The 21,282-nt window shown below is 41.8% G+C and carries 21 protein-coding genes; 16 read left to right on the forward strand and 5 right to left on the reverse strand.

Annotated features, from left to right (window positions below):
- The 10 genes from OH460_RS25030 to wecA (OH460_RS25070) form a co-directional block, all read left to right on the forward strand.
- Nucleotides 1-534: hypothetical protein (locus OH460_RS25030; protein ID WP_269999910.1), on the forward strand; the 534-nt coding region annotated here is incomplete at its 5' end.
- Entirely contained in the window at nt 531-1,400 is an 870-nt protein-coding gene (locus tag OH460_RS25035) for a glycosyltransferase (RefSeq protein WP_269999911.1), read from the forward strand. The genes OH460_RS25030 and OH460_RS25035, both read left to right, overlap by 4 nt.
- Nucleotides 1,401-2,059: 659 nt before the next feature.
- Nucleotides 2,060-2,647 (forward strand): hypothetical protein, encoded by a 588-nt coding sequence (locus tag OH460_RS25040; RefSeq protein WP_269999912.1) that lies wholly within the window; start codon nt 2,060-2,062, stop codon nt 2,645-2,647.
- A complete protein-coding gene (gene pssD / locus OH460_RS27475) occupies nt 2,637-3,107 on the forward strand; it encodes a PssD/Cps14F family polysaccharide biosynthesis glycosyltransferase (RefSeq protein ID WP_443088696.1) in 471 nt (156 codons plus the stop codon). Before OH460_RS25040 ends, pssD begins: the two co-directional genes overlap by 11 nt.
- Before the next feature lie 4 nt (nt 3,108-3,111).
- The gene (pssE, locus tag OH460_RS25045) at nt 3,112-3,564 is read left to right on the forward strand and encodes a PssE/Cps14G family polysaccharide biosynthesis glycosyltransferase (RefSeq protein ID WP_269999913.1); all 453 of its coding nucleotides are present in this window, start codon (nt 3,112-3,114) and stop codon (nt 3,562-3,564) included.
- On the forward strand, nt 3,551-4,513 hold the full coding sequence (locus tag OH460_RS25050; protein ID WP_269999914.1) for a glycosyltransferase: 963 nt from the start codon (nt 3,551-3,553) through the stop codon (nt 4,511-4,513). Before pssE ends, OH460_RS25050 begins: the two co-directional genes overlap by 14 nt.
- 189 nt (nt 4,514-4,702) lie before the next feature.
- Nucleotides 4,703-5,869, forward strand: a complete 1,167-nt coding sequence (locus tag OH460_RS25055) for a nucleotide sugar dehydrogenase (protein WP_269999915.1) — start codon at nt 4,703-4,705, stop codon at nt 5,867-5,869.
- Nucleotides 5,870-5,879: 10 nt separating this feature from the next.
- Nucleotides 5,880-6,884 carry an NAD-dependent epimerase gene (locus tag OH460_RS25060; RefSeq protein WP_269999916.1) on the forward strand — a complete coding sequence of 335 codons (1,005 nt, stop codon included), beginning with the start codon at nt 5,880-5,882 and terminating at the stop codon, nt 6,882-6,884.
- Nucleotides 6,885-7,070: 186 nt separating this feature from the next.
- Nucleotides 7,071-7,937, forward strand: a complete 867-nt coding sequence (galU, locus tag OH460_RS25065; protein WP_269999917.1) for a UTP--glucose-1-phosphate uridylyltransferase GalU — start codon at nt 7,071-7,073, stop codon at nt 7,935-7,937.
- 242 nt (nt 7,938-8,179) lie between these two features.
- A complete protein-coding gene (wecA, locus tag OH460_RS25070) occupies nt 8,180-9,280 on the forward strand; it encodes a UDP-N-acetylglucosamine--undecaprenyl-phosphate N-acetylglucosaminephosphotransferase (protein ID WP_269999918.1) in 1,101 nt (366 codons plus the stop codon).
- A gap of 281 nt (nt 9,281-9,561) precedes the next feature.
- On the opposite strand, the gene wecA (OH460_RS25075) is transcribed toward wecA (OH460_RS25070), so the two are convergent.
- The gene (gene wecA, locus OH460_RS25075; RefSeq protein ID WP_269999919.1) at nt 9,562-10,629 is read right to left on the reverse strand and encodes a UDP-N-acetylglucosamine--undecaprenyl-phosphate N-acetylglucosaminephosphotransferase; all 1,068 of its coding nucleotides are present in this window, start codon (nt 10,627-10,629) and stop codon (nt 9,562-9,564) included.
- A gap of 350 nt (nt 10,630-10,979) precedes the next feature.
- Here wecA (OH460_RS25075) and gpmM point away from each other — a divergent pair, with 350 nt between their 5' ends.
- Nucleotides 10,980-12,512, forward strand: a complete 1,533-nt coding sequence (gpmM, locus tag OH460_RS25080) for a 2,3-bisphosphoglycerate-independent phosphoglycerate mutase (protein ID WP_239940484.1) — start codon at nt 10,980-10,982, stop codon at nt 12,510-12,512.
- Between the two features lie 116 nt (nt 12,513-12,628).
- Here gpmM and OH460_RS25085 read toward each other — a convergent pair whose 3' ends face one another.
- From OH460_RS25085 to OH460_RS25100, 4 genes are all read right to left on the reverse strand, one after another.
- Nucleotides 12,629-12,976: a type II toxin-antitoxin system RelE/ParE family toxin gene (locus OH460_RS25085; protein ID WP_269999920.1), complete on the reverse strand. Its 348-nt coding sequence runs from the start codon at nt 12,974-12,976 to the stop codon at nt 12,629-12,631.
- A 1-nt stretch (nt 12,977) separates the two neighbouring features.
- Nucleotides 12,978-13,229, reverse strand: coding sequence for a type II toxin-antitoxin system Phd/YefM family antitoxin (locus OH460_RS25090; RefSeq protein WP_269999921.1), 252 nt, complete (start codon nt 13,227-13,229; stop codon nt 12,978-12,980).
- A 108-nt stretch (nt 13,230-13,337) separates the two neighbouring features.
- Nucleotides 13,338-13,823 carry a methylated-DNA--[protein]-cysteine S-methyltransferase gene (locus OH460_RS25095; RefSeq protein WP_269999922.1) on the reverse strand — a complete coding sequence of 162 codons (486 nt, stop codon included), beginning with the start codon at nt 13,821-13,823 and terminating at the stop codon, nt 13,338-13,340.
- Between the two features lie 158 nt (nt 13,824-13,981).
- Entirely contained in the window at nt 13,982-15,325 is a 1,344-nt protein-coding gene (locus OH460_RS25100; RefSeq protein WP_269999923.1) for an MATE family efflux transporter, read from the reverse strand.
- A 554-nt stretch (nt 15,326-15,879) separates the two neighbouring features.
- Between OH460_RS25100 and OH460_RS25105 the strand changes: the two genes are divergently transcribed.
- From OH460_RS25105 to OH460_RS25125, 5 genes are all read left to right on the forward strand, one after another.
- Nucleotides 15,880-16,170, forward strand: coding sequence for a co-chaperone GroES (locus OH460_RS25105; protein WP_032551221.1), 291 nt, complete (start codon nt 15,880-15,882; stop codon nt 16,168-16,170).
- A 52-nt stretch (nt 16,171-16,222) separates the two neighbouring features.
- Nucleotides 16,223-17,869, forward strand: a complete 1,647-nt coding sequence (groL, locus tag OH460_RS25110) for a chaperonin GroEL (protein ID WP_269999924.1) — start codon at nt 16,223-16,225, stop codon at nt 17,867-17,869.
- Between the two features lie 359 nt (nt 17,870-18,228).
- Complete coding sequence (locus OH460_RS25115) at nt 18,229-18,570, forward strand: four helix bundle protein (RefSeq protein WP_269999925.1); 342 nt, start codon at nt 18,229-18,231, stop codon at nt 18,568-18,570.
- A gap of 429 nt (nt 18,571-18,999) precedes the next feature.
- The gene (locus OH460_RS25120; RefSeq protein ID WP_061033192.1) at nt 19,000-19,557 is read left to right on the forward strand and encodes a VC2662 family protein; all 558 of its coding nucleotides are present in this window, start codon (nt 19,000-19,002) and stop codon (nt 19,555-19,557) included.
- Nucleotides 19,558-19,751: 194 nt separating this feature from the next.
- The gene (locus OH460_RS25125) at nt 19,752-21,230 is read left to right on the forward strand and encodes a sensor domain-containing diguanylate cyclase (protein ID WP_269999926.1); all 1,479 of its coding nucleotides are present in this window, start codon (nt 19,752-19,754) and stop codon (nt 21,228-21,230) included.
- Nucleotides 21,231-21,282 lie beyond the last annotated feature (52 nt).

Consider the following 21,282-nt stretch of genomic DNA (forward strand, 5'->3'; position numbering starts at 1 on the left):
AATCAAATTATTATTACAATGGTAGATGCTACAGTGCTGGGGATTTATAATATAACAATGAAAGGACTTTCTGCTTTAGTTAATTTTTCAACCCCTATTACATTGTCTTTACAACCTATTTTATCTGAACTTTATGTTACTAATCGTACTGAAATGATGGCAGTTTTTAAGAAAAGCGAGATTAGGTTACTTTCTATTTCATTCGCGCTTAGCCTCATGTTATCTGTCGTCCTATTTATTTATTTTAACTACTACTGGGATGGTGATTTTTCTCTAGATTATATAGTTTTAGTTGTAACGCTCAGTTTAACATTAATACCACATTGCTGTAATTCTCTCTACTCACAAGTATTGACTTTAAGTGGGCAAGCTAGATATGTTAGAAATGTAATTTCCGTCGGTATGTTTATATCTATTTTCTTTCTACCAATATCATTGTGGTTAGTACCGGAATACGGTTCAGGCATAATCAATGCAATTTTATATTTTTGTATTTTATATTTTCTAGATAAAAAATTAAGGTCATTATTTTGAACAAAGTACTGGTTTTGATGACAACGTATAATGAGTCTTTGGAGCACCTTTCCGAAGCTATTAATTCATTGAAAGAACAAACATATACGAACTTTGATGTTATAATTATAGTAGATAAACCTGATGTTGATGAAATTATAAAAAGCTATTTATTAAACCTCGCAAGTTTAGATGGGAGGTTCAATATTCATATCAATAAATTTAACCTTGGATTAGCAAATAGTCTGAATTTAGCTTTTGATATAATGAAAGATAAAGACTACGCTTACATTGCACGTATGGATGCTGATGACATATCTGTTCCTAATCGGTTTAAAGAGCAAGTTAAATACTTAGATAATGCAAAAGATGCTGATCTTATTGGAACATCAGCGATCACTATTAATGAACAAAGTGACGTTACCGGAGAGTTTAATGTTAAGCTTGGTTCGGTAGATCTTGATTATGGATCCGATAGTATACACCCTTCTTGGATGATGAGATTCTATATATTTTCACGGCTTTCTGGATACAGGGACTTTAGGTGTTCTCAAGACTATGACTTCCTATGTAGAGCAAAACTTGCTGGTTTTAAAATTAAAAATATAAATGAAAAGCTTTTATATTACAGAATTCGTCCGAACTCTATTGGAGCAAGTAAGAAACTTATTCAGAGAAGGAGAAAATATCATATTTCAAAGAACTACCGAGGTGGAAATCTGTTGAATGTAGTGGAACCTGTCCTTAATGAAAATATAATGACTAGGTTATTTGAATATATTGAGGCCAATAAAAAACAATCGCGTATTAAGTATATTCTTATGATTTTTTCACTCTATCATGTGAGGAATTTTTATTTGTTGTTCAAAAAAAGAAGCAAGAAATAATGCCAATATCGATAATAAGTAAGGTAGTATTGCATTTAACTTTTTTGTTATATATCTACACAATAAAATATGTATTCTTACCAATTGATAGCTCAAAATTAGTATGGATCATAATGGGTTCAATAGGTTTTGTTTTATATTTTTTTAATGGTAAATATAGGTCTTTTTGCAATTCATTATTCTACTCCTTTAAGTCCGTTATTGCTCTATTTATATTTTCAATTCTATTAATTTTCTTGAGTCTTTTTAATGATTCATCCTCTTTGACTATACCTTACTATGCTGCGATATATACCATAGATTTTGTTCCAGTTGCTGTTTTTTTCTGTTATTTGTGTTACTCGTTGAGAGTTTCACCATTGAAGTTGATAACATTTGTTGGAGTGGTTCAATCAATCAGTATATTTGTTATGATTGTTTCACCTCAGATTAAAGATTTATATGGTTCATTAGTTTCAGTCAGCACAAGTATACTCGATTACTATTCCTATCGATTCGTCGGGTTAACAGGTTTTGCTAATTATACAGTTGGTACAACTCAGATCATGATACTCTGTATTGGAATCAATGAATGTATTAAGAATAGTAGAATCACCAAGATAGAATGCTTTTATTTTTCGTTAATATTCTTGTCTGCATTGTTTTCATCGAGAAGTTCAATGGTTGTATTGGCTGTTTTTGTTCTCATTCAAATTTGTATTTTGTTTAATAAAAAATACCTTTACAGTCGGTTGCTTCCAGTTTTTATTATTATTGCTGTAGTTACGACATTTAGCGTTTACTCGATTATTTCAAATCAGGCCCTTTTGGATAGTAGTTTTATTTTACGCTGGGCGCTTGAACCAATAATTAATTATATTAATTTAGGTGAATTTTCTACTAGTTCTTCTGATACGCTGTCTAGTTTCTATTTTTATCCAGGAGATCAAACTTTTTATTTTGGCGATTGGCAGTATGTAAATAAAGATGGCAGTTATTATTATCATGTGGATGCCGGTTACATGCGTGTCATGTTGTTTATGGGAATTATTTACTCATCCATTTACTACACTATTTGGATTAGCATGAATTTGGCGATTATGAATAAGCTTCATTATCGAAATGCTAAAGTATTTGTTATATTTTTCATAATTACAATGTTTTTGCTCCATTATAAAGGCAATGCTTTTGTAGATGCGTCCTCAATGATCCGACTTTATATATTTTATGTCTGTTATATTTTAACTAGAGGGTTTTATGAGAAATAGTTTTACATTTCTGATTTATGGTGAAGGTGGTCACTCGGCTCAGATGAATCGACTTTTAAACAATCTTAATCAAGATAGTGCAAAATTAATTCATATTGTAGATTCTAAGAATCTTGTACTTGGTGAAAAATACTTCTATTGTCGACCTCTTAGGAAAAAGAGTAACAACACTATATTTTATACAATGATATCAATACTTCTCTCCTTTTTTTTAGCGCTAAAACTATTTATTCTATATCGGCCTAAGACTATTATTTCAACAGGGCCTGCCTTTTGTTTTTTGTTTTTTATTATTGGTAAGGTGACTAGGAGTAATTTAATTTTTATTGAAACTTGGAGTAGATTTTATACAAAGTCACAAACTGCTAAGTTGATTTATCCAATTGCCGATATGTTTTTATATCAGAATGTTGAACTAAAAAAAATATACCCCAAGGGTATTTATTCTGGCAGGTTATAAAATTATGAGATTTCTACATACGGTAGGTACAACACCTTTTAATAGCCTAACTAATTTGATAATTAATCTTTATGATGGGAAAGAGAATGATATATTTATGCAAACTGCGTGTTGCATTGATACAGGTTCAATTAAGAGTATTGATTTCTCATCGGATTTTAGCTCCATATTGGATTCATATGATATAGTCGTAACCCATGCAGGGGCTGGCTCTATTTATTCACTTCTCGAACAAGGGAAAAGGCTAGTTGTTGTACCCAATACCGATAGAGATGATCAACACCAAGTTGAAATAGCAAAATATGTAGAAGATAATAATTTTGCGATAGTTTGTTGGAACCTTGAAGAGCTAGAGAATTGTTTAGATAAGGTGAAATCACACAGCTTTGAACGATATACTAAAGATGAGTTTTTTAAGTATGATGAGATAAACAGAGTGATCGATGAAAGTAAATAGAGTACTAGTAGTAACAAACATGTACCCACATGGTGAATCCCAAAAAGGGATATTTGTTAAAGAGTTTGTGGATACAATGAATTCTAGTGAAAAATTTGAATTAGATGTGCTATCTATAGATATTTATTCAAAATCCTATAAGAATTACATGTTTTCATTTATTTATCTACTAAATAAAATAAAATCAAAAAAATATAATATTATTAATGTCCATTTTGGATTGTCAATCATACCTGTTTTAATGCTCCTCCCATTTATTAGGTATCAAAATATTCGTATTATAACTACGTTGCATGGTTCCGATTTAATGGGAACCAGAATCGTTAACTTGATATCAAATCTAGCTGTATTAGTATCAGAGAGCACGATAGTGGTATCTAAAGAGATGTGTTCATTTATATTTAAGTCATTAAGAGAAAAGGCACATGTTATACCCTGTGGAGTTGATTTGAGTTTTACTTATTCTTCTCGCCCGAATTGGAATAAAAATAATGTTTTAAATCTTATTTTCCCATCTGATCCGGCTAGAAAAGAGAAAAATTATAGTTTATTTAATGATGTTGTTTTTAAGCTAGAACAAAGCGGAATTAGAGTTAAGGTGCATATTTTTAAGGATTTATCTAGAGAAGAAATTAAATTAAAGTTAAAAAAATGCAATTTATTATTTTTGTCCTCTTTAAGGGAAGGCAGTCCTCAAGTTGTTAAAGAGGCAATATTGACGGGCTTACCAGTGGTCACAACAAATGTTGGTGATGTAAATGATACTCTTCATGGATTTCCTGATACGCAGCATTTGATTTCCAATTGTAGTAACACGATTTTTTCTTGGATATTAAATGAGTTTGAGGGTGGCTCTTTACCTGAAAATATTGTAGAGATTAAGAGAGATGAACTTTCTGTTCTTGCTATACTTAGAAAGCAGGAATCAATTTTTCTCAATGATATTTAAATAGTATTTTTATAATTAAATTGGTTTCAACAAAGCAAATTGCTTACCTACAAGTATTTTTAGGTTCCCTATATTGGTTATTTGTTGGGATTTTTACCGACCAAGAATAAAAAGTGATTGTAATATTTAATTTCATTGCTTTACTCTCATTTATATCTTAATTTCTATCAATTACATTATGGTTAAAATATGAAAATTGCAATTGCCGGTACCGGCTATGTAGGCTTATCAAATGCGATGCTATTGGCCCAGCATCATGACGTTGTCGCAGTCGATATTATCGAAGAAAAAATAAAACTACTAAATGATAAAATATCGCCAATTGTCGACGCAGAAATAGAAGATTTTTTGGCAAACAAGCCATTAAATTTTACCGCAACACTTGATAAAGAAATGGCGTATGCCGATGCGGAGTTCGTTATTATCGCTACGCCAACAGACTACGATGTTGAAACCAATTACTTCAACACGGCTTCTGTTGAAGCGGTAATTAAAGACGTAATGGCAATTAATCCGAATGCGGTAATGGTGATCAAGTCTACTATCCCTGTGGGCTATACAGCGCGTATTAAAGAAGAACTAGGGTGTGAAAACCTAATGTTCTCGCCAGAATTTTTGCGTGAAGGCAAAGCGCTTTACGATAACTTGCACCCATCGCGCATTGTAGTGGGTGAGCGCTCTGAACGCGCGACAGTATTTGCGAACCTGCTGTTAGAAGGGGCAGTGAAGAAAGACGTTGAAATCTTGTATACAGACTCGACCGAAGCGGAAGCGGTAAAACTGTTCTCCAATACTTACTTGGCCCTGCGCGTCGCTTACTTTAATGAACTCGACACTTACGCTGAATCACACGGCTTAGATACCCGCCAAATCATTGATGGTGTGTGTTTAGATCCGCGTATCGGTTCGCATTACAACAACCCTTCTTTTGGTTACGGCGGTTACTGTTTACCGAAAGATACTAAACAGCTGCGTGCCAACTACTCAGACGTACCGAATAACATCATTGGTGCGATCGTAGATTCGAATACCACACGTAAAGATTTTATTGCTGATTCAATCATCAAACGCAATCCAACGCGCGTCGGCATCTACCGTTTAGTGATGAAGTCTGGCTCTGATAACTTCCGAGCTTCGAGTATTCAAGGCATCATGAAACGCCTGAAAGCCAAAGGCATTGAAGTGGTGGTGTTTGAGCCAGAACTGAAAGAAAAAGAGTTTTTCCGCTCATTGGTGCTAACGGATTTTGAGCAGTTTAAATCAAGCTGTGATGTGATTGTGTCTAACCGCATGGCGCGAGAGTTGGCGGATGTACAAGACAAAGTGTACACACGCGATCTTTTCGGTTCAGATTAAGGGTAAAACAATGAAGTATTTAGTAACAGGCGCGGCGGGTTTTATCGGCAGTGCGGTGGTAGAGCAGCTTACAGCGAAAGGTCATCAAGTTATCGGTGTCGATAACCTTAACGATTACTACGATGTGGCTCTGAAAGAGGCTCGCCTTGCGCGTATTCAACATGCCAATTTTAAATTGGTTGAGTTAGACATTGCCGATCGCGATGGTGTGGCTCACTTGTTTGAAGCGGAGCAGTTTGATCAAGTTATTCATTTAGCGGCGCAAGCTGGTGTGCGTTACTCTATTGAAAACCCGCATGCGTATGCGGATTCAAACCTTGTGGGGCACTTAAACATTCTAGAAGGGTGTCGTCACAATAAAGTGCAGCACTTGGTTTATGCCTCTTCAAGCTCGGTGTACGGCTTAAATGCGAAAACGCCGTTTGCCACGTCCGATTCGGTGGATCACCCTGTTTCTCTGTACGCCGCAACCAAGAAATCGAATGAATTGATGGCGCATAGCTATTCTCATCTGTATGACATCCCAACCACAGGCCTGCGTTTCTTTACGGTTTATGGTTCATGGGGCCGCCCGGATATGGCGCCGTTTATCTTCACTAAGAAGATTCTGGATGGCGACACGATCGATATCAACAACAATGGTGACATGTGGCGTGATTTTACTCACGTCAACGATATTGTTGAAGGCGTGGTGCGCATCGCGGATGTCGTGCCAACACGTGATAACGATTGGACAGTAGAAGCCGGATCGCCAGCAACCAGCTCTGCGCCTTATGCGGTGTATAACATTGGCCATGGCTCACCAATCAATTTGATGGATTTTGTGAAAGCCATCGAAGATGAACTGGGTATCGAAGCGAAGAAAAACTTCCGCGAAATGCAACCTGGTGATGTGTACCAAACTTATGCTGATACTCAAGACCTATTTGCAGCAACCGGCTATACCCCTAAGGTTTCTGTAAAAGAGGGTGTGGCTGAATTTATTAAGTGGTACCGCGAGTTTTACAATAAGTAAACTCCCAACAGGGCTTCCTAAAACTCAAAAATAGAAATTAATCCATTTCTATATACGCCTTCTATCTATATAGCTCCTCTGGTGTGCTAGTGCCTCATTCCATTCTGGTTTGAGGCACTTTTGTTCGTTGTACCTGTTCATCCGAATACTTTGTATACGTCAGTCAATAAAACATAAGAACTCAAAATGCTTAAACACTGTTTATTTCCCGCAGCGGGCTACGGCACGCGCTTTTTACCTGCAACAAAGTCTATGCCTAAAGAAATGATGCCTATCGTTAATAAGCCTTTGATTGAATACGGCGTTGATGAAGCCATTCAAGCGGGTATGACCAGCATGGCGGTGGTGACCGGTCGTGGTAAAAGCTCATTGATGGATCACTTTGATAAGAACTACGAGCTTGAACACCAAATTCAAGGCACCAACAAAGAGCCTTTGCTGGATGACATTCGTTCTTTGATCGACTCCGCTCAATTTACCTACATTCGCCAACGTGAAATGAAAGGGCTAGGGCATGCCATTTTAACGGGCAAAGAACTGGTGGGCGATAACCCGTTTGCAGTGGTATTGGCCGACGACCTTTGCATTAATGAAGACCAAGGGGTGCTGGCACAAATGGCAGCACTGTATCGCCAGTTCCGTTGCTCCATTGTTGCAGTCGAAGAGGTGCCAGAATCGGAAACCCACAAATACGGTGTGATTGCGGGTGAGCATTTGAGTGATGACTTGATTCGCATTACCGATATGGTTGAAAAGCCAGAGCAAGGCACAGCGCCAAGCAACCTTGCCATTATTGGCCGTTATATTCTCACGCCAGACATCTTCGATATTTTGGAAGAGACTCAGCCAGGTAAAGGCGGCGAGATCCAAATTACCGATGCGCTGCTAGAGCAAGCGAAAAAAGGCTGTGTGATTGCGTATAAGTTTAAAGGTAAGCGTTTCGACTGTGGCAGCGTCGATGGCTACATTGAAGCGACAAACTACTGTTACCAAAACGTCTACCTTAAAGGCAGCAAAGCGGAAATAGACCAAACGGCGACAGAAAAGAAATAGTACTTTAGGCTGTGGTGAATCGTGGTATGGAAGGTTATTTCATCAATGAGGTTCACCATTTTACTCTCTTTCCCCTATTCCAATGCCCTGTTGCTAATAGTTTAAAGAATGGCGTTAAACGGCAAGCTTTAAAGTCATGCGCCTTGCCATAATTCGCTATTCGACCATTCTTCAGCAATAAAGCAATAAAGCAATAAAGCAATAAAACAATAAAACAATAACCAATGATAGGCTTCCCCCTGATGTCACTGTTTGAGTACCTCATCGAACTCTCGATGTTCTTCTTTATCTCCCTTGCTGTACTGTACTGCATGCGCAAAGTCGGCTATGCGATTGGCCTAACCGATAAACCCAATGCCAGAAAGCACCACGAAGGCGTAGTTCCCCTCGTAGGGGGCATCTCTTTGTGCATTACCTTGTTGTACTTTCTGTATGTGAATGCAGAGCAGTTCAATAACCTAGAGATAGCTGCCACGTGTTTAACTGTGCTAGTGCTGGTTGGGGTGGCAGATGATCGCTTTGACATCAGCTTTAAGCTCAGAATGGGCGTACAAGCGATGTTGGCGATGGTGATTATGCATTACACCGGTTTAACCCTTTCTCACGTTGGCGATGTATTCGGGTTTGGCGTGTTAGATTTCCCTGTGGTGCTCGACAGCGTGATTACGGTGATCGCCGTAATTGCTGCAATTAATGCCTTTAATATGGTTGATGGCATTGATGGCCTGCTGGGCGGCTTAAGTATGGTGGTGTTTACTTCATTAGGTGTCGTGTTCTTTGCTTATGAACTTGAGTTTTATGCCTTTTTTATGGCGGTCATGGTGGTCATGTTATTCCCTTTTGTTCTGTTCAACTTGGGCTACTTTGGCAAGCTTCGTAAGGTGTTCATGGGCGATGCGGGCAGTATGATGATCGGCTTTATAGTGATTTGGGTATTGATTGGTGGCACGCAGTCCGAAGAAGGGCACTATATTATTCGCCCAGTGACAGCCTTATGGCTAATTGCAGTGCCTTTGATCGATATGATGGCGATCATGATCCGCCGCATTCGTAAAGGGCACTCTCCATTTAAACCGGACCGTGAGCATTTCCACCATATTATGCAACGTATCGGCTTTACCCCTCGTGAGTCGTTAGTGGTGATCTGCTTAGTGCAATTGCTTTATTCAACCTTGGGGTTATTTGGAGAGTACTTCCAGGTGCCAGAATTCGTCATGTTCTACACCATTGTGGCATGTTTCTCATTCCACACCTACGCAATGACACATTCGTTCAAGATGGCGAAGATTGTAAGAAAGTGGAAGAAACTAGAAGAGAAACAGCCAGAGGAAACAACAGTATAAGGTGATGGGTATGTAGAAATACCAGCATTTTGTGTATGTAGATGTGAAGGTTAGGCTTCATCTATCGCCTGCTTAATTCATCGTTATCTGTTGGTGTTGCTTCGCTAATTCTGCATTTAGGTTGCCATCATTCAGTTATCACAAGCAAAAGGGCCCAATCTCGATATGAGGTTGGGCCCTTTTTGTTTTTGGTGGTAAGCGCTTCAGTTTTTAAAGCTGGCTTATTGGCACGGCCTTGTTTAAATCACTTTTGAAGTCTTAGCCATCAATGCGCTGCTGAGTTACTCATATACCTTCTCAGGAAGATTACGCCAACTTCTAATCCAGCTTGTGATACGCCAAACATAGCTCATCGCAACGGTGTACGAAACGAAGCAGAGCATAAACAGGATGAACATGGTTGATTCAGATATCCCCAAGAACTCACCGTAGATCCCGAAGCTGGCAAAGCCACTGGCGATCAAACAAATGATGGCCAGCGTCTGGCGTGAGGTAAAACCGAGGCGCTGGAAAATGTGGTGTAAATGTTCACGATCGGGTTTGAATGGGGAATCGCCACGTCTTACTCGCCTAAACATGATAGCGGCCATGTCCATTAACGGAATAGCAATCAGCCATAACGCCGTGATCGGTCGCATTAGCGCTTCAGAAGGATCTTGGCTGGCACCAAGCAGTAGCCAGATGACGGTAAAGCCAATCATCATGCTGCCAGCATCCCCCATGAACACTTTGCGTTCTCGGCCTAGTAGGCCAAGGTTCATCAGAATATAAGGGATAGTCGCGGCAATGAATACGGCGCACAAATACGCTAGGCCGTGTTGGCTATCGATTTTTAGCAAAATGGCGATACCTGCAAAGGTGACGATAGCGAGCCCACCTAATAGGCCGTCGATACCATCAACCATATTGAATGCGTTAATGGCTCCAATCACCGCAAGTATTGTGACTACTGGACTCAGAAATCCTAAATGTAATTCACCTATGCCAAAAATATTGCCAATGTTTTCTAGGCGAATATCGGCAAAGTGCATCATGCAAATGGAAAGAATGGCTTGAACGACAAGCCGAATTTTGAAGCTAATATCAAACTTATCATCGAGCGCGCCGATAACGATAAGCACTGCGATAGAAGCTAAAAAAAGTTGGCTATGCGGTATCACATTGGGGTGAGTGATGATGAATTGGGCTATCGATAAGCTGATTGCGATTCCGCCTACGAGTGGGATCGCTCCGTTATGCAGTTTTCGTTCGTTGGGTTTATCTACTAAGCCGACGGCTTTTGCTGCTTTTCGCATAATAAAGAGCGACGAAAAGGAGAAGAAGCCAACAAATGATAGCTCTAATAACATGATGAACTCTAGCCAAATTTTTAATGGTTTTTATTTACGTGTAGCTTACGTTAAAACTATCAAGATGTACACTTGGTTGAGTATGATTTGTTCACTTTTTTGGAACAAAGTCTACATTTTTAAATGTGCGCCAAGGCTCATATTTAGTGTAAGTATTGCGTTGTTATGCGCTGTCTAATCCCTAATGTTGCCTCGGAGTCTTGAACACAAAATGACATTTTTTTTCACATCCGATCCGCCTACCTGAGACGTTTCTTGATCTTCCGCTACAGTTTTGACTGTAAACTGTAGTAAAATTACGCTAATTTGTTTTTATACCGATTTATTTTGAATTGAACGAGGTCAGTCCTATGTCAGCTAAGAAGCCAATGGCTCTAGTGATCCTTGACGGTTACGGTTACCGTGAAGACAACCAAGACAACGCTATCGCGAACGCTAAGACACCAGTATTAGACGGTCTTATTGCTAACCAACCTAACACGCTAATCTCTGCTTCTGGCATGGATGTAGGCCTACCTGATGGCCAAATGGGTAACTCTGAAGTGGGTCACACCAACATCGGTGCTGGTCGTGTGGTATACCAAGATCTTACTCGTATTACTAAGTCAATTGCAGACGGTGAATTCGGTCAAACTGAAGCGCTAGTGAATGCTATCGACAAAGCTGTGAAAGCGGATAAAGCGGTTCACATCATGGGCCTTATGTCACCAGGTGGTGTTCACTCTCATGAAGATCACATCTACGCAGCGGTTGAAATGGCTGCAGAGCGTGGCGCAGAGAAAATCTACCTTCACGCATTCCTAGATGGCCGCGATACGCCGCCACGTAGCGCAGAAAACTCTCTACAACGTTTCCAAGATCTGTTCGCTAAACTAGGCAAAGGCCGTGTGGCTTCTTTGGTTGGTCGTTACTACGCAATGGACCGTGACAACAACTGGGAGCGTGTTCAAACTGCTTACGAGCTACTAACTGAAGCAAAAGCAGAGTTCACATTCGATACGGCGGTTGCTGGCCTAGAAGCCGCTTACGCTCGTGATGAAAACGATGAGTTTGTTAAAGCGACTGAAATTAAAGCTGAAGGTGAAGAGTCTGCTGCTATTGTAGATGGTGATGCTGTTATCTTCATGAACTACCGTGCCGACCGTGCTCGTCAAATCACTCGCACATTCGTTGCTGATTTCGATGGTTTTGAGCGTAACGTATTCCCAGCAATCGACTTCGTGATGCTGACTCAATACGCTGCTGATATCCCACTGTTATGTGCATTCCCACCGGCTTCTCTAGAGAACACTTACGGTGAGTGGTTATCTAAGCAAGGTAAAACGCAGCTACGTATTTCAGAAACAGAGAAATACGCGCACGTTACTTTCTTCTTCAATGGCGGTATCGAAGACGAGTTCGAAGGCGAAGAGCGTCAACTTGTTGCTTCTCCAAAAGTAGCCACTTACGACCTACAGCCTGAAATGAGCGCACCAGAGCTCACTGAAAAGCTAGTCGCAGCAATCAAAGGCGGCAAGTACGACGCTATCGTTTGTAACTTCCCTAACTGTGACATGGTTGGTCACACTGGCGTTTACGATGCAGCAGTGAAAGCCGTAGAGTCTCTAGACGAGTGTCTTGGCAAAGTGGTTGATGCAATCAAAGAAGCTGACGGCCAACTGCTTATCACAGCAGACCACGGTAACGCAGAAATGATGGTTAACCCAGAAACGGGCGGCATCCATACTGCACACACTAACCTACCAGTGCCACTTATCTACGTAGGTAACAAAGACGTTGAGTTCAAAGAGGGCGGTAAGCTGTCTGACCTTGCACCAACAATGTTATCTCTAACTGGCACAGAAATCCCAGCTGAAATGTCAGGTGATGTTTTAGTTAAGTAACTCTTAACTTTCATCGAATACTAGAACGGCTGCACGCGAGTGTGGCCGTTTTTTTGTATCTGAATCTTGAAGAATAGATGCGGGATGCGAGTAAGCGGGATGAGAAGAGCTAAACGCTATTTGTAGAGTATGCAGTGTTGAATGAGCAGTTGTTCTAAGTTTTGTTTTTGTAATGCGATCACATCTACCATTACTCTCGTTTCTTTCGGGTGAGCCGACGGTAACGTTCGGTAGATAATACGAAAGCTATCGAGGTGAAATTCGCGAAAGTTTTTCACTCCAAGCTCTAGTAAAGAAGGGGCAATGTTTGCAGCATGAGGGTTATCAGAGACTAAGGCTTCAAATCGGTCGAGAAGAGCTTCTATCCGTTCAATGACGACCCCTTCACTCGAATAATCACTTAAGTAGTTAATTAACGCATCAAGTAATTGATCAAAGGTGTCTGTGTACTCGATGGTTGTCATATTATTGAACCGACTGCTTACGCTTTGCCAATTTACCTCGAATCTGAGAGCTGGAGTTTACTCGGCCATGTTTTTCATCATCAACAGAAAATGATAATAGTTTCATTAATGCTATCGCTTCATCTCTACGCTTTCGATCTTCATAAGATTCAATCGTATAAGCGGGTTTACCATTTTGAGTAATGGTCATAGGCTCCGATAAATCGAGGTTAGCCGCGTGCTTTTTTAAGTAACTTATCGTTTCAGTGGACATTATCATTATCTCTTAATGTAGAAGTTTAAATGTAGACTATATTTAGTCTGATGACAACGGCACTTCTTGATGGTGAACTTTTATATTGTCGATCTAGCGTGATAAGGCTTATTGCGTTCTATCTATAACCGAACGCTCAAAGTCGAGTAACCACTCCTTGCGGTTCATGCCTCCGGTATAGCCTGTTAATGTGCCATTGGCACCAATCACTCGATGACATGGGACTACGATGCTAAACGGGTTCTTGCCGTTCGCACCACCCACTGCTCTTACTGCTTTTGGGTTATCCATTCTTTTCGCTTGTTCACCGTAACTGATGGTTTCGCCATAAGGAATTGAGGTGAGAGCGTGCCAAGCTGATTTTTGAAAGTCTGTACCTTTTGTTGCTCTTAATGGCAAATCAAATTCAGTTCGTTGACCAGCAAAATACTCGTCTAGTTGGCGAGATACTTTGAGGCATAATTCATCGTGGTTGCAAACAATAGCCTCATCATGGTTCACATGGTCGATTTCTATAATCGATACGCCATCACTAACAATGATCATCTTACCAATCGGCGCTTCGTAGAGCATTTTGTAAGTACAGCCTTGCATGTCATCTTCCTTCTTCTAGCCTATTTCTGCTCTCAAGCACTTCGAATTTTGTATCCGCTTGACGCTTTTAACCCTTTCAGTATCTCGAACCTATTTTTAATCTTTTTGTATCTCGATACCCGAATCTCGTATCTGCTTTTTATCTTTTCGCGTCTCGATTACTCGCATCCCACATCTGCTTTAGCTCTAACACGAAGCGCAAACAGGTACCCTGAAATGCCACCCATTATGTTTCCTAGTGCTAGGCCGATAAACAGCCCTTCGACACCATCAAGTTGGCTGCCCACCCAGGTAAATGGCAGGGTAAATATGAACAGGCGCATGAAGCTCCATTGAAAGGCTTTGAGTGGTTGATGCATGGCATTCATTGCACTTATCAGCATCATCACAATGCCTTGGAAACCGTAGCTGAATGGAACAACTAACAGATAGTGCCACAAGATCCCGCGAACAGACTCTTCCTGAGAAAAGAGCGCGGCTAAAGGGATGCTCAGTGGCACCATCATTAAAAAGATCAAACCTTGGAATAGCACGGCAAAACGCATGCTCAAGAATAGAGCTTTGAAACTGCGTTGTGGATTCTCTGCGCCAAAGTTTTGCGCCATAAAAGGGGTAAGAGCGGAAGTGAGAGACATTAAGACGATGATCAGAATCGATTCAATACGCTGAGCAGCACCATAAGCGGCAACGGCTTCGGTTCCTTGTTTGGCCAACATCATCATAATGATGGCACCCGCGAGCGGGTTTAGCGCGTTTGAAAGTGCCGCGGGTGTGCCAATAGTGAGGATCTGTTTCCAGTCATCAATGATGATTTTTAGCTTAGGCGGAGCAAGTAGCTTTTCTCGTATGGTTAACACATACAGTGAGCCACACAGCGCACCAAACCAACTGAAGCCACTGGCAATCGCAGCGCCTTGAATGCCCAGTTCAGGGAAAGGCCCATACCCGAAGATAAGTAGCGGATCTAACACGCCATTGATAAATCCAGCCAGTAGCATGATCTTGGCGGGCGTTTCTGTGTCACCGGTCGCTCGAATCGCGCTGTTGCCTGCCATGGGGATGACCAACAATGGGATCGCGAGATACCACACTGACATGTATTCCGATATCAGCGGCAACAACTCTTGCTTTGCTCCTAGCAGGGTAAACATAGGTTCTAAGGCGATAATTCCTAATGTAGACGCGCAGCCGACCAGAAGCAGAGCCAGCAATAAGCCATGACAGGTAAAGCGTGCTGCATTTTGTGCGCAGCCTTGTCCCAGCAAGCGCCCAATGCATGTGGACAGCCCCACACCGATGCCCATGGTGATGCAATTGATGGCGAAGGTTACTGGGAAGGTAAAGCTCACGGCTGCAAGTGCTTGTGTACCAAGCAGTGAGATAAAGAAGGTATCGACCAAGTTAAACATCAAGATCGCAACCATGCCGAAGATAGTCGGAATGGTCATGGTACGTAATGTACTCGCAATTGGGGCGGTTAATAGCCCGTGTTTATCTTGCATGTAAAACGCCATTTGGAACGAAAGGTGTAGGATAAACAGATGTGGCTTGGAAAGAAAGAAAAGCTAAAAGCAGATGAGAGATTCGAGTAAACGAGATGCGAAAGCTTTAAGAGGAGATACAAAGAATTCGATGAGGGTAACGGGATTCGAGATACGAAAAGCGGGAAGGGCTATTACGAGATGCGCGTAATCGGGATGAGAGATTAGCTGTTAATAAGTACTACGTCATTCCCTATAGCGCGGAACGCGCGTAGTCGGGAATCTCTTGCGACTATCTAGTTATCCACGCGTTGTTTGAGATTCCAGACTCGATAGAGCAGATACGAGTAAACGGGATTCGGGATGCGAAAGGCAAAAACAAAAGAAGGCGGTTCTACTTTTTGCCTGCTCTTGCCTTTCGCTACTCGTTCACTCGCACCCCGTATCCGCCCCTTAGATCACAAAATTTCCTTTCTACCCCTTGGGATCTTTCACTTCGCCCCAACATAGTCTTTAACCCCATGCCAATCGTGGCAACTATCAAATTAAATGGAAATTATCAGGAGATACGACCGATGAATATCCGTCCTCTACACGACCGAGTTATCGTTGAGCGCCAAGAAGTTGAATCTAAATCTGCTGGTGGCATCGTTCTAACTGGTTCTGCCGCTGAAAAATCAACTCGCGGTGTAATTCTAGCTGTGGGTAAAGGCCGCATCCTAGAAAATGGTTCAGTACAACCATTGGACGTTAAAGTTGGCGACACTGTTATCTTTGCTGAAGGCTACGGCACTAAAACAGAAAAGATCGACGGCAAAGAAGTTCTGATCATGTCTGAAAACGACATCATGGCGATCGTTGAGTAATCCGCGCTATACAAACTGAACTGACTGAATAAAGAATTTAAAGGAAATAAAGATGGCTGCTAAAGACGTTAAATTTGGTAACGACGCACGTATTAAAATGCTAGAAGGTGTAAACGTTCTGGCTGACGCAGTAAAAGTAACGCTAGGTCCTAAAGGCCGTAACGTTGTTCTAGACAAATCATTTGGCGCACCAACGATCACTAAAGATGGTGTTTCTGTGGCACGTGAAATCGAACTTGAAGATAAGTTCCAAAACATGGGCGCACAAATGGTTAAAGAAGTGGCTTCGCAAGCGAACGACGCAGCGGGCGACGGTACAACTACAGCTACAGTTCTAGCTCAAGCTATCATCACTGAAGGCCTAAAAGCGGTTGCAGCTGGCATGAACCCAATGGACCTTAAGCGCGGTATCGACAAAGCGGTACTTGCTGCTGTTGAAGAGCTAAAAGGTCTTTCTGTTCCATGTGCAGATACTAAAGCTATCGCGCAAGTAGGTACTATCTCTGCAAACTCTGATGCGACAGTAGGTAACATCATTGCTGAAGCGATGGAAAAAGTAGGTCGTGATGGCGTTATCACAGTTGAAGAAGGTCAGGCTCTACAAGACGAGCTAGACGTAGTTGAAGGTATGCAGTTCGATCGCGGTTACCTATCTCCTTACTTCATCAACAACCAAGAAGCAGGTTCTGTTGATCTAGAAAGCCCATTCATCCTTCTTATCGACAAGAAAGTTTCAAACATCCGTGAACTTCTTCCGACTCTAGAAGCAGTAGCTAAGGCATCTCGTCCACTTCTAATCATCGCTGAAGATGTAGAAGGCGAAGCGCTTGCAACTCTAGTTGTAAACAACATGCGCGGCATCGTGAAAGTTGCGGCTGTTAAAGCACCTGGTTTCGGTGACCGTCGTAAAGCAATGCTACAAGACATCGCTATCCTAACTGGCGGTACGGTTATCTCTGAAGAGATCGGTCTAGACCTTGAGAAAGTTACGCTAGAAGACCTAGGTCAAGCTAAGCGCGTGACTATCACTAAAGAAAACTCAACCATCATCGATGGCGCAGGTGAAGAAGCGATGATCCAAGGTCGTGTTGCTCAAATCCGTCAACAAATCGAAGATGCAACTTCAGACTACGACAAAGAAAAACTTCAAGAGCGAGTAGCTAAGCTAGCTGGCGGTGTTGCAGTAATCAAAGTTGGCGCTGCGACTGAAGTTGAGATGAAAGAGAAGAAAGACCGCGTAGAAGATGCACTTCACGCAACTCGCGCTGCAGTTGAAGAAGGTGTGGTTGCTGGTGGTGGTGTTGCTCTTATCCGTGCTGCGTCTAAAGTTGCTAACCTTGAAGGCGACAACGAAGAGCAAAACGTTGGTATCCGTGTTGCACTACGTGCAATGGAAGCGCCTATCCGTCAAATTACTAAGAACGCAGGTGATGAAGAGTCTGTTGTTGCTAACAATGTTCGCGCTGGCGAAGGTAACTACGGTTATAACGCTGCGACAGGCGAATACGGCGATATGATCGCTATGGGTATCCTAGATCCGACTAAGGTTACTCGCTCTGCTCTACAATTCGCGGCATCAGTTGCTGGTCTTATGATCACAACAGAAGCAATGGTGACAGACAAGCCTCAAGAAGCTGCTCCTGCAATGCCTGATATGGGCGGCATGGGCGGTATGGGTGGCATGGGCGGTATGATGTAATCATCCCTCGCTATTCATAGTGAAATTGAAAACGGAGACTTCGGTCTCCGTTTTTTATGTCTAAAGAGCAGATGCGGGATGCGAGTAAGCGGGATACGAAGAGCTGAAAAAGCAGATACGGGATGCGAGTAGACGAGATGAGAAGAGCTTGAAGGGCAGATGCGGGATTCGGGTTAACGGGATGCGAAGAGCTTGAAAGGCAGATACGGGATTCGGGTAAACGAGATTCGAAAAGATTGAGAGCAAGTTCGAAATTACCAGACACCACTGAACAGAAGTCTCGAATTTTAGTTCTTTTTTGGGGCTTTTCAATGGGGTACTTTTGAGATGATTAGGTTTTCGGTCTTTAGGTAGAAATTGTGCTTTATAGAAAACTAGATGTTTGGCAGCGTAGTCGTCTGCTGTCGATTTCTGTTTATAGGGAAATGGCGACTTGCCGTGACTATGGTTTCAAAGACCAGATTGCTCGTAGTGCGCTGTCCGTCCCTAGTAATATCGCTGAAGGCTGTGAGCGGAGGTCTCTTAAAGAGCGTAAGCATTTCTTTGCAATCGCCAAAGGATCCATTGGTGAGTTTGCTACTCAAGCAGATATCGGTTCTGAAGTTGGGTTTGTAGCTAAAGACGTTGCTGTTAGGTGGCAATCGGAGGCACTTCATATATCTCGCATGTTAGGCGCTTTAATCAAGTCACTAGAACAATAACTTCCCCTTCTTCTTGCTTAATAAACTCGCTGTTATGTTTTGGTCTTTCACCTCCGCTCTTTGCCTTTCGTATCTCGTTCACTCGAATCTCTCATCTTATTTTCTTCACCCGCTTTTATTCTTTTCTCATCTCGCTACTCGAATCCCTCATCCGCTTTTATTTTTCCGCATCTCGTTACTCGAATCCCTCATCCGCTTTTATTTTTTCGTATCTCGTCACCCGTATCCCGCATCTGCTCTCTGCCTTTCGAATCTCGTTAACTCGCATCCCGCATCTGTTTTTCCATTGCTCTTTCTGATTTACCGTCTTATATTCAACAGTACAGTTATGACATTGATATAACATGGATAGCTGTTGAATAAAGGACAATAAACGCTTGATTGATAATGTATAAATCAAGTTAACAATAAGTCAGTGGAGACTCCCCAATGAAAAAACTACTTTCAGTACTTGCTGTGTCGGCAGCAGTAATGGCACCAGCGGCATTCGCTTCTTCGCCTGTTATGTTTTCAACGATCAACGGCTTCAACGCACCTGATTCAGATGCAGTTGGTGGTGTGCGCTTGGCTCTGCTTCATGGACAAGTAAACGACCTTAAAGGTGTCGACCTTGCGGTTGTGGGTATGTCTGAGACTCAAACAACAACGGGTGTGAACCTTGGTATTTTTGGTGCATCTAAAGTAAATCAAGAGATGACAGGTGCATCGCTAGGTTTCTTCAACTGGAATACGGGTAAAACAACGGGTCTTAACCTAGGTGCTGTGAACATCACTAACGATGTAAAAGGCGCTAACGTAAGTTTCGTAAACTACTCTGAAGGCGACACTATGGTTGATGTTGGTGCGGCGAACCTTTCAGAGGTATCGACGGTACAGGTTGGTATCTTCAACAAAACCAACAAAATCGAAGGCGTACAGGTTGGTCTGATCAACTGTGCAGATAACGGTTTCTTCCCATGCTTCCCGATTGTAAACTTTGCTAAGTAAGGCTTAGTGTTACTATTGTGATTCATAACGCCTAAGTGCATCTGACTTAGGCGTTATTGCAACTCAGCAATTTCTTATAGATTTCCAAACGCCTCTTCCTAAATAAGATAAGCATATTGTTTTATATTTGCTGTTGCAGTGATTGCATTTATAGGTACAATGTGCGCTAAATTTCCAACGATGATTTATATGCTTTGATTAATCCCCATACTATCGATTTTAAGAAGGCTTTCTTAGGCCTGACCGCCAGTTTTTTAGTAGTTTTGAGCTTATTGCTCGTTGATTCAGCGGAAGAATCAGGTAAACAGTATGGAAATGAAAACCAAGGCGTAACACGCTCTTTAGCGGAGCTCACACAAATTATTAATGCGCTTGAATACAACATCACGGCGCTCTATCCGTTGCATGGTGACACCTATGCTTTTTCGCACGACAAAAAGGTAGAGGACGATACGTGTTATTTCATTAGTGAGGACCTGCAAGCCCCTCGCTTTGATTTCATGTTTTCAGGTCCAACTGAGATGTGTGACCCTAACTCCAGGCTATATTCGGAGGCGGGTAAGCGTTTGTTTATCGCACCTACCATGGCTTATTTCGCTAATACCATTGATACCATTTCAGCGATTTATTTTATCTCGAAAGAGAAGTTTGTTATCTCTTCCCCCTCTGATATTGCCCAATATATGAAAGGCGATGCGTTCGATTCTGTCGTAAATAGCCGGCCATATTGGATTAATACGGTTCGCTTTGGTTTGTCACAGGACAAGCATCAGGTTGTTTATACCGGACAGTACGATGATTACCTAACAGGTGAGAAGGTGGTGACCTTGACCAAGGGAATCTACGTTGACGGTGAGTTCAAAGGGATATTAGGTGTTGATGGCTACGTTTCTAATCTGGTATCAAACCCTAAACACGGTTATGAGATAACCAGCGTTAGAGGGCTAAATAAGTATGGTCTGATGGACTTTACTCACTCTCGACCGTTATATGTAGATGGTATTAATACTCAACTCTATCTGACCATCGAAGAGGACAAGAGTGAACACTTCTTACATGTGTTAGAGATGGAGCGCGCTCAGTTATCGATACTGTTGGCGCTATATATTGTCTCAGGATTATGGCTATGGCGCTTTTATACCAAGCAAGAACATAACCGTTTGAGTGACTTAGCGATGCAAGACCCATTGACGGGCTTGTTGAATCGACGTGGTTTTGAAGCGCGACTGTTAGCGCAAGATGAAGAACCTATTATTGGCGTTGGCGTATTTGATATCGATGACTTTAAAGTAGTTAATGATCACTATGGTCATAAGATAGGGGATGAGGTGATTTGTCATGTGGCTCAACTGATGACAAACAGCGTTCGTCAGCAAGATATCGTCGCTAGATTTGGCGGTGAAGAGTTTGTGGTCGCGATTACAGGTGAATCCTCTGAGCTGCTTTCATCGATCTTTGAGCGAATTCAGAACGACATCAGCTTGCAGTGCTACCGAACACCAACTGGGGATAAGGTTAATATTTCAGTATCTGGTGGGGCTACCCTTTACTCCCTGTATAAATTCGACAGTGTAGGGCACTTGTGGGAAAACCAGAGTATCCGCTCTTCTGATGAGCAGCTCTACAAGGCCAAAGCCGCGGGTAAGAACCAAGTGTGTATTGAGGTGTATTAGTACCCCACCAAATAACGAGAAGCCTAGTCGATTGACTAGGCTTTTTTGTATC

Origin of the sequence: Vibrio sp. Makdt, assembly GCF_027587015.1 — a bacterium.
GTDB lineage: Bacteria > Pseudomonadota > Gammaproteobacteria > Enterobacterales > Vibrionaceae > Vibrio > Vibrio chagasii_B.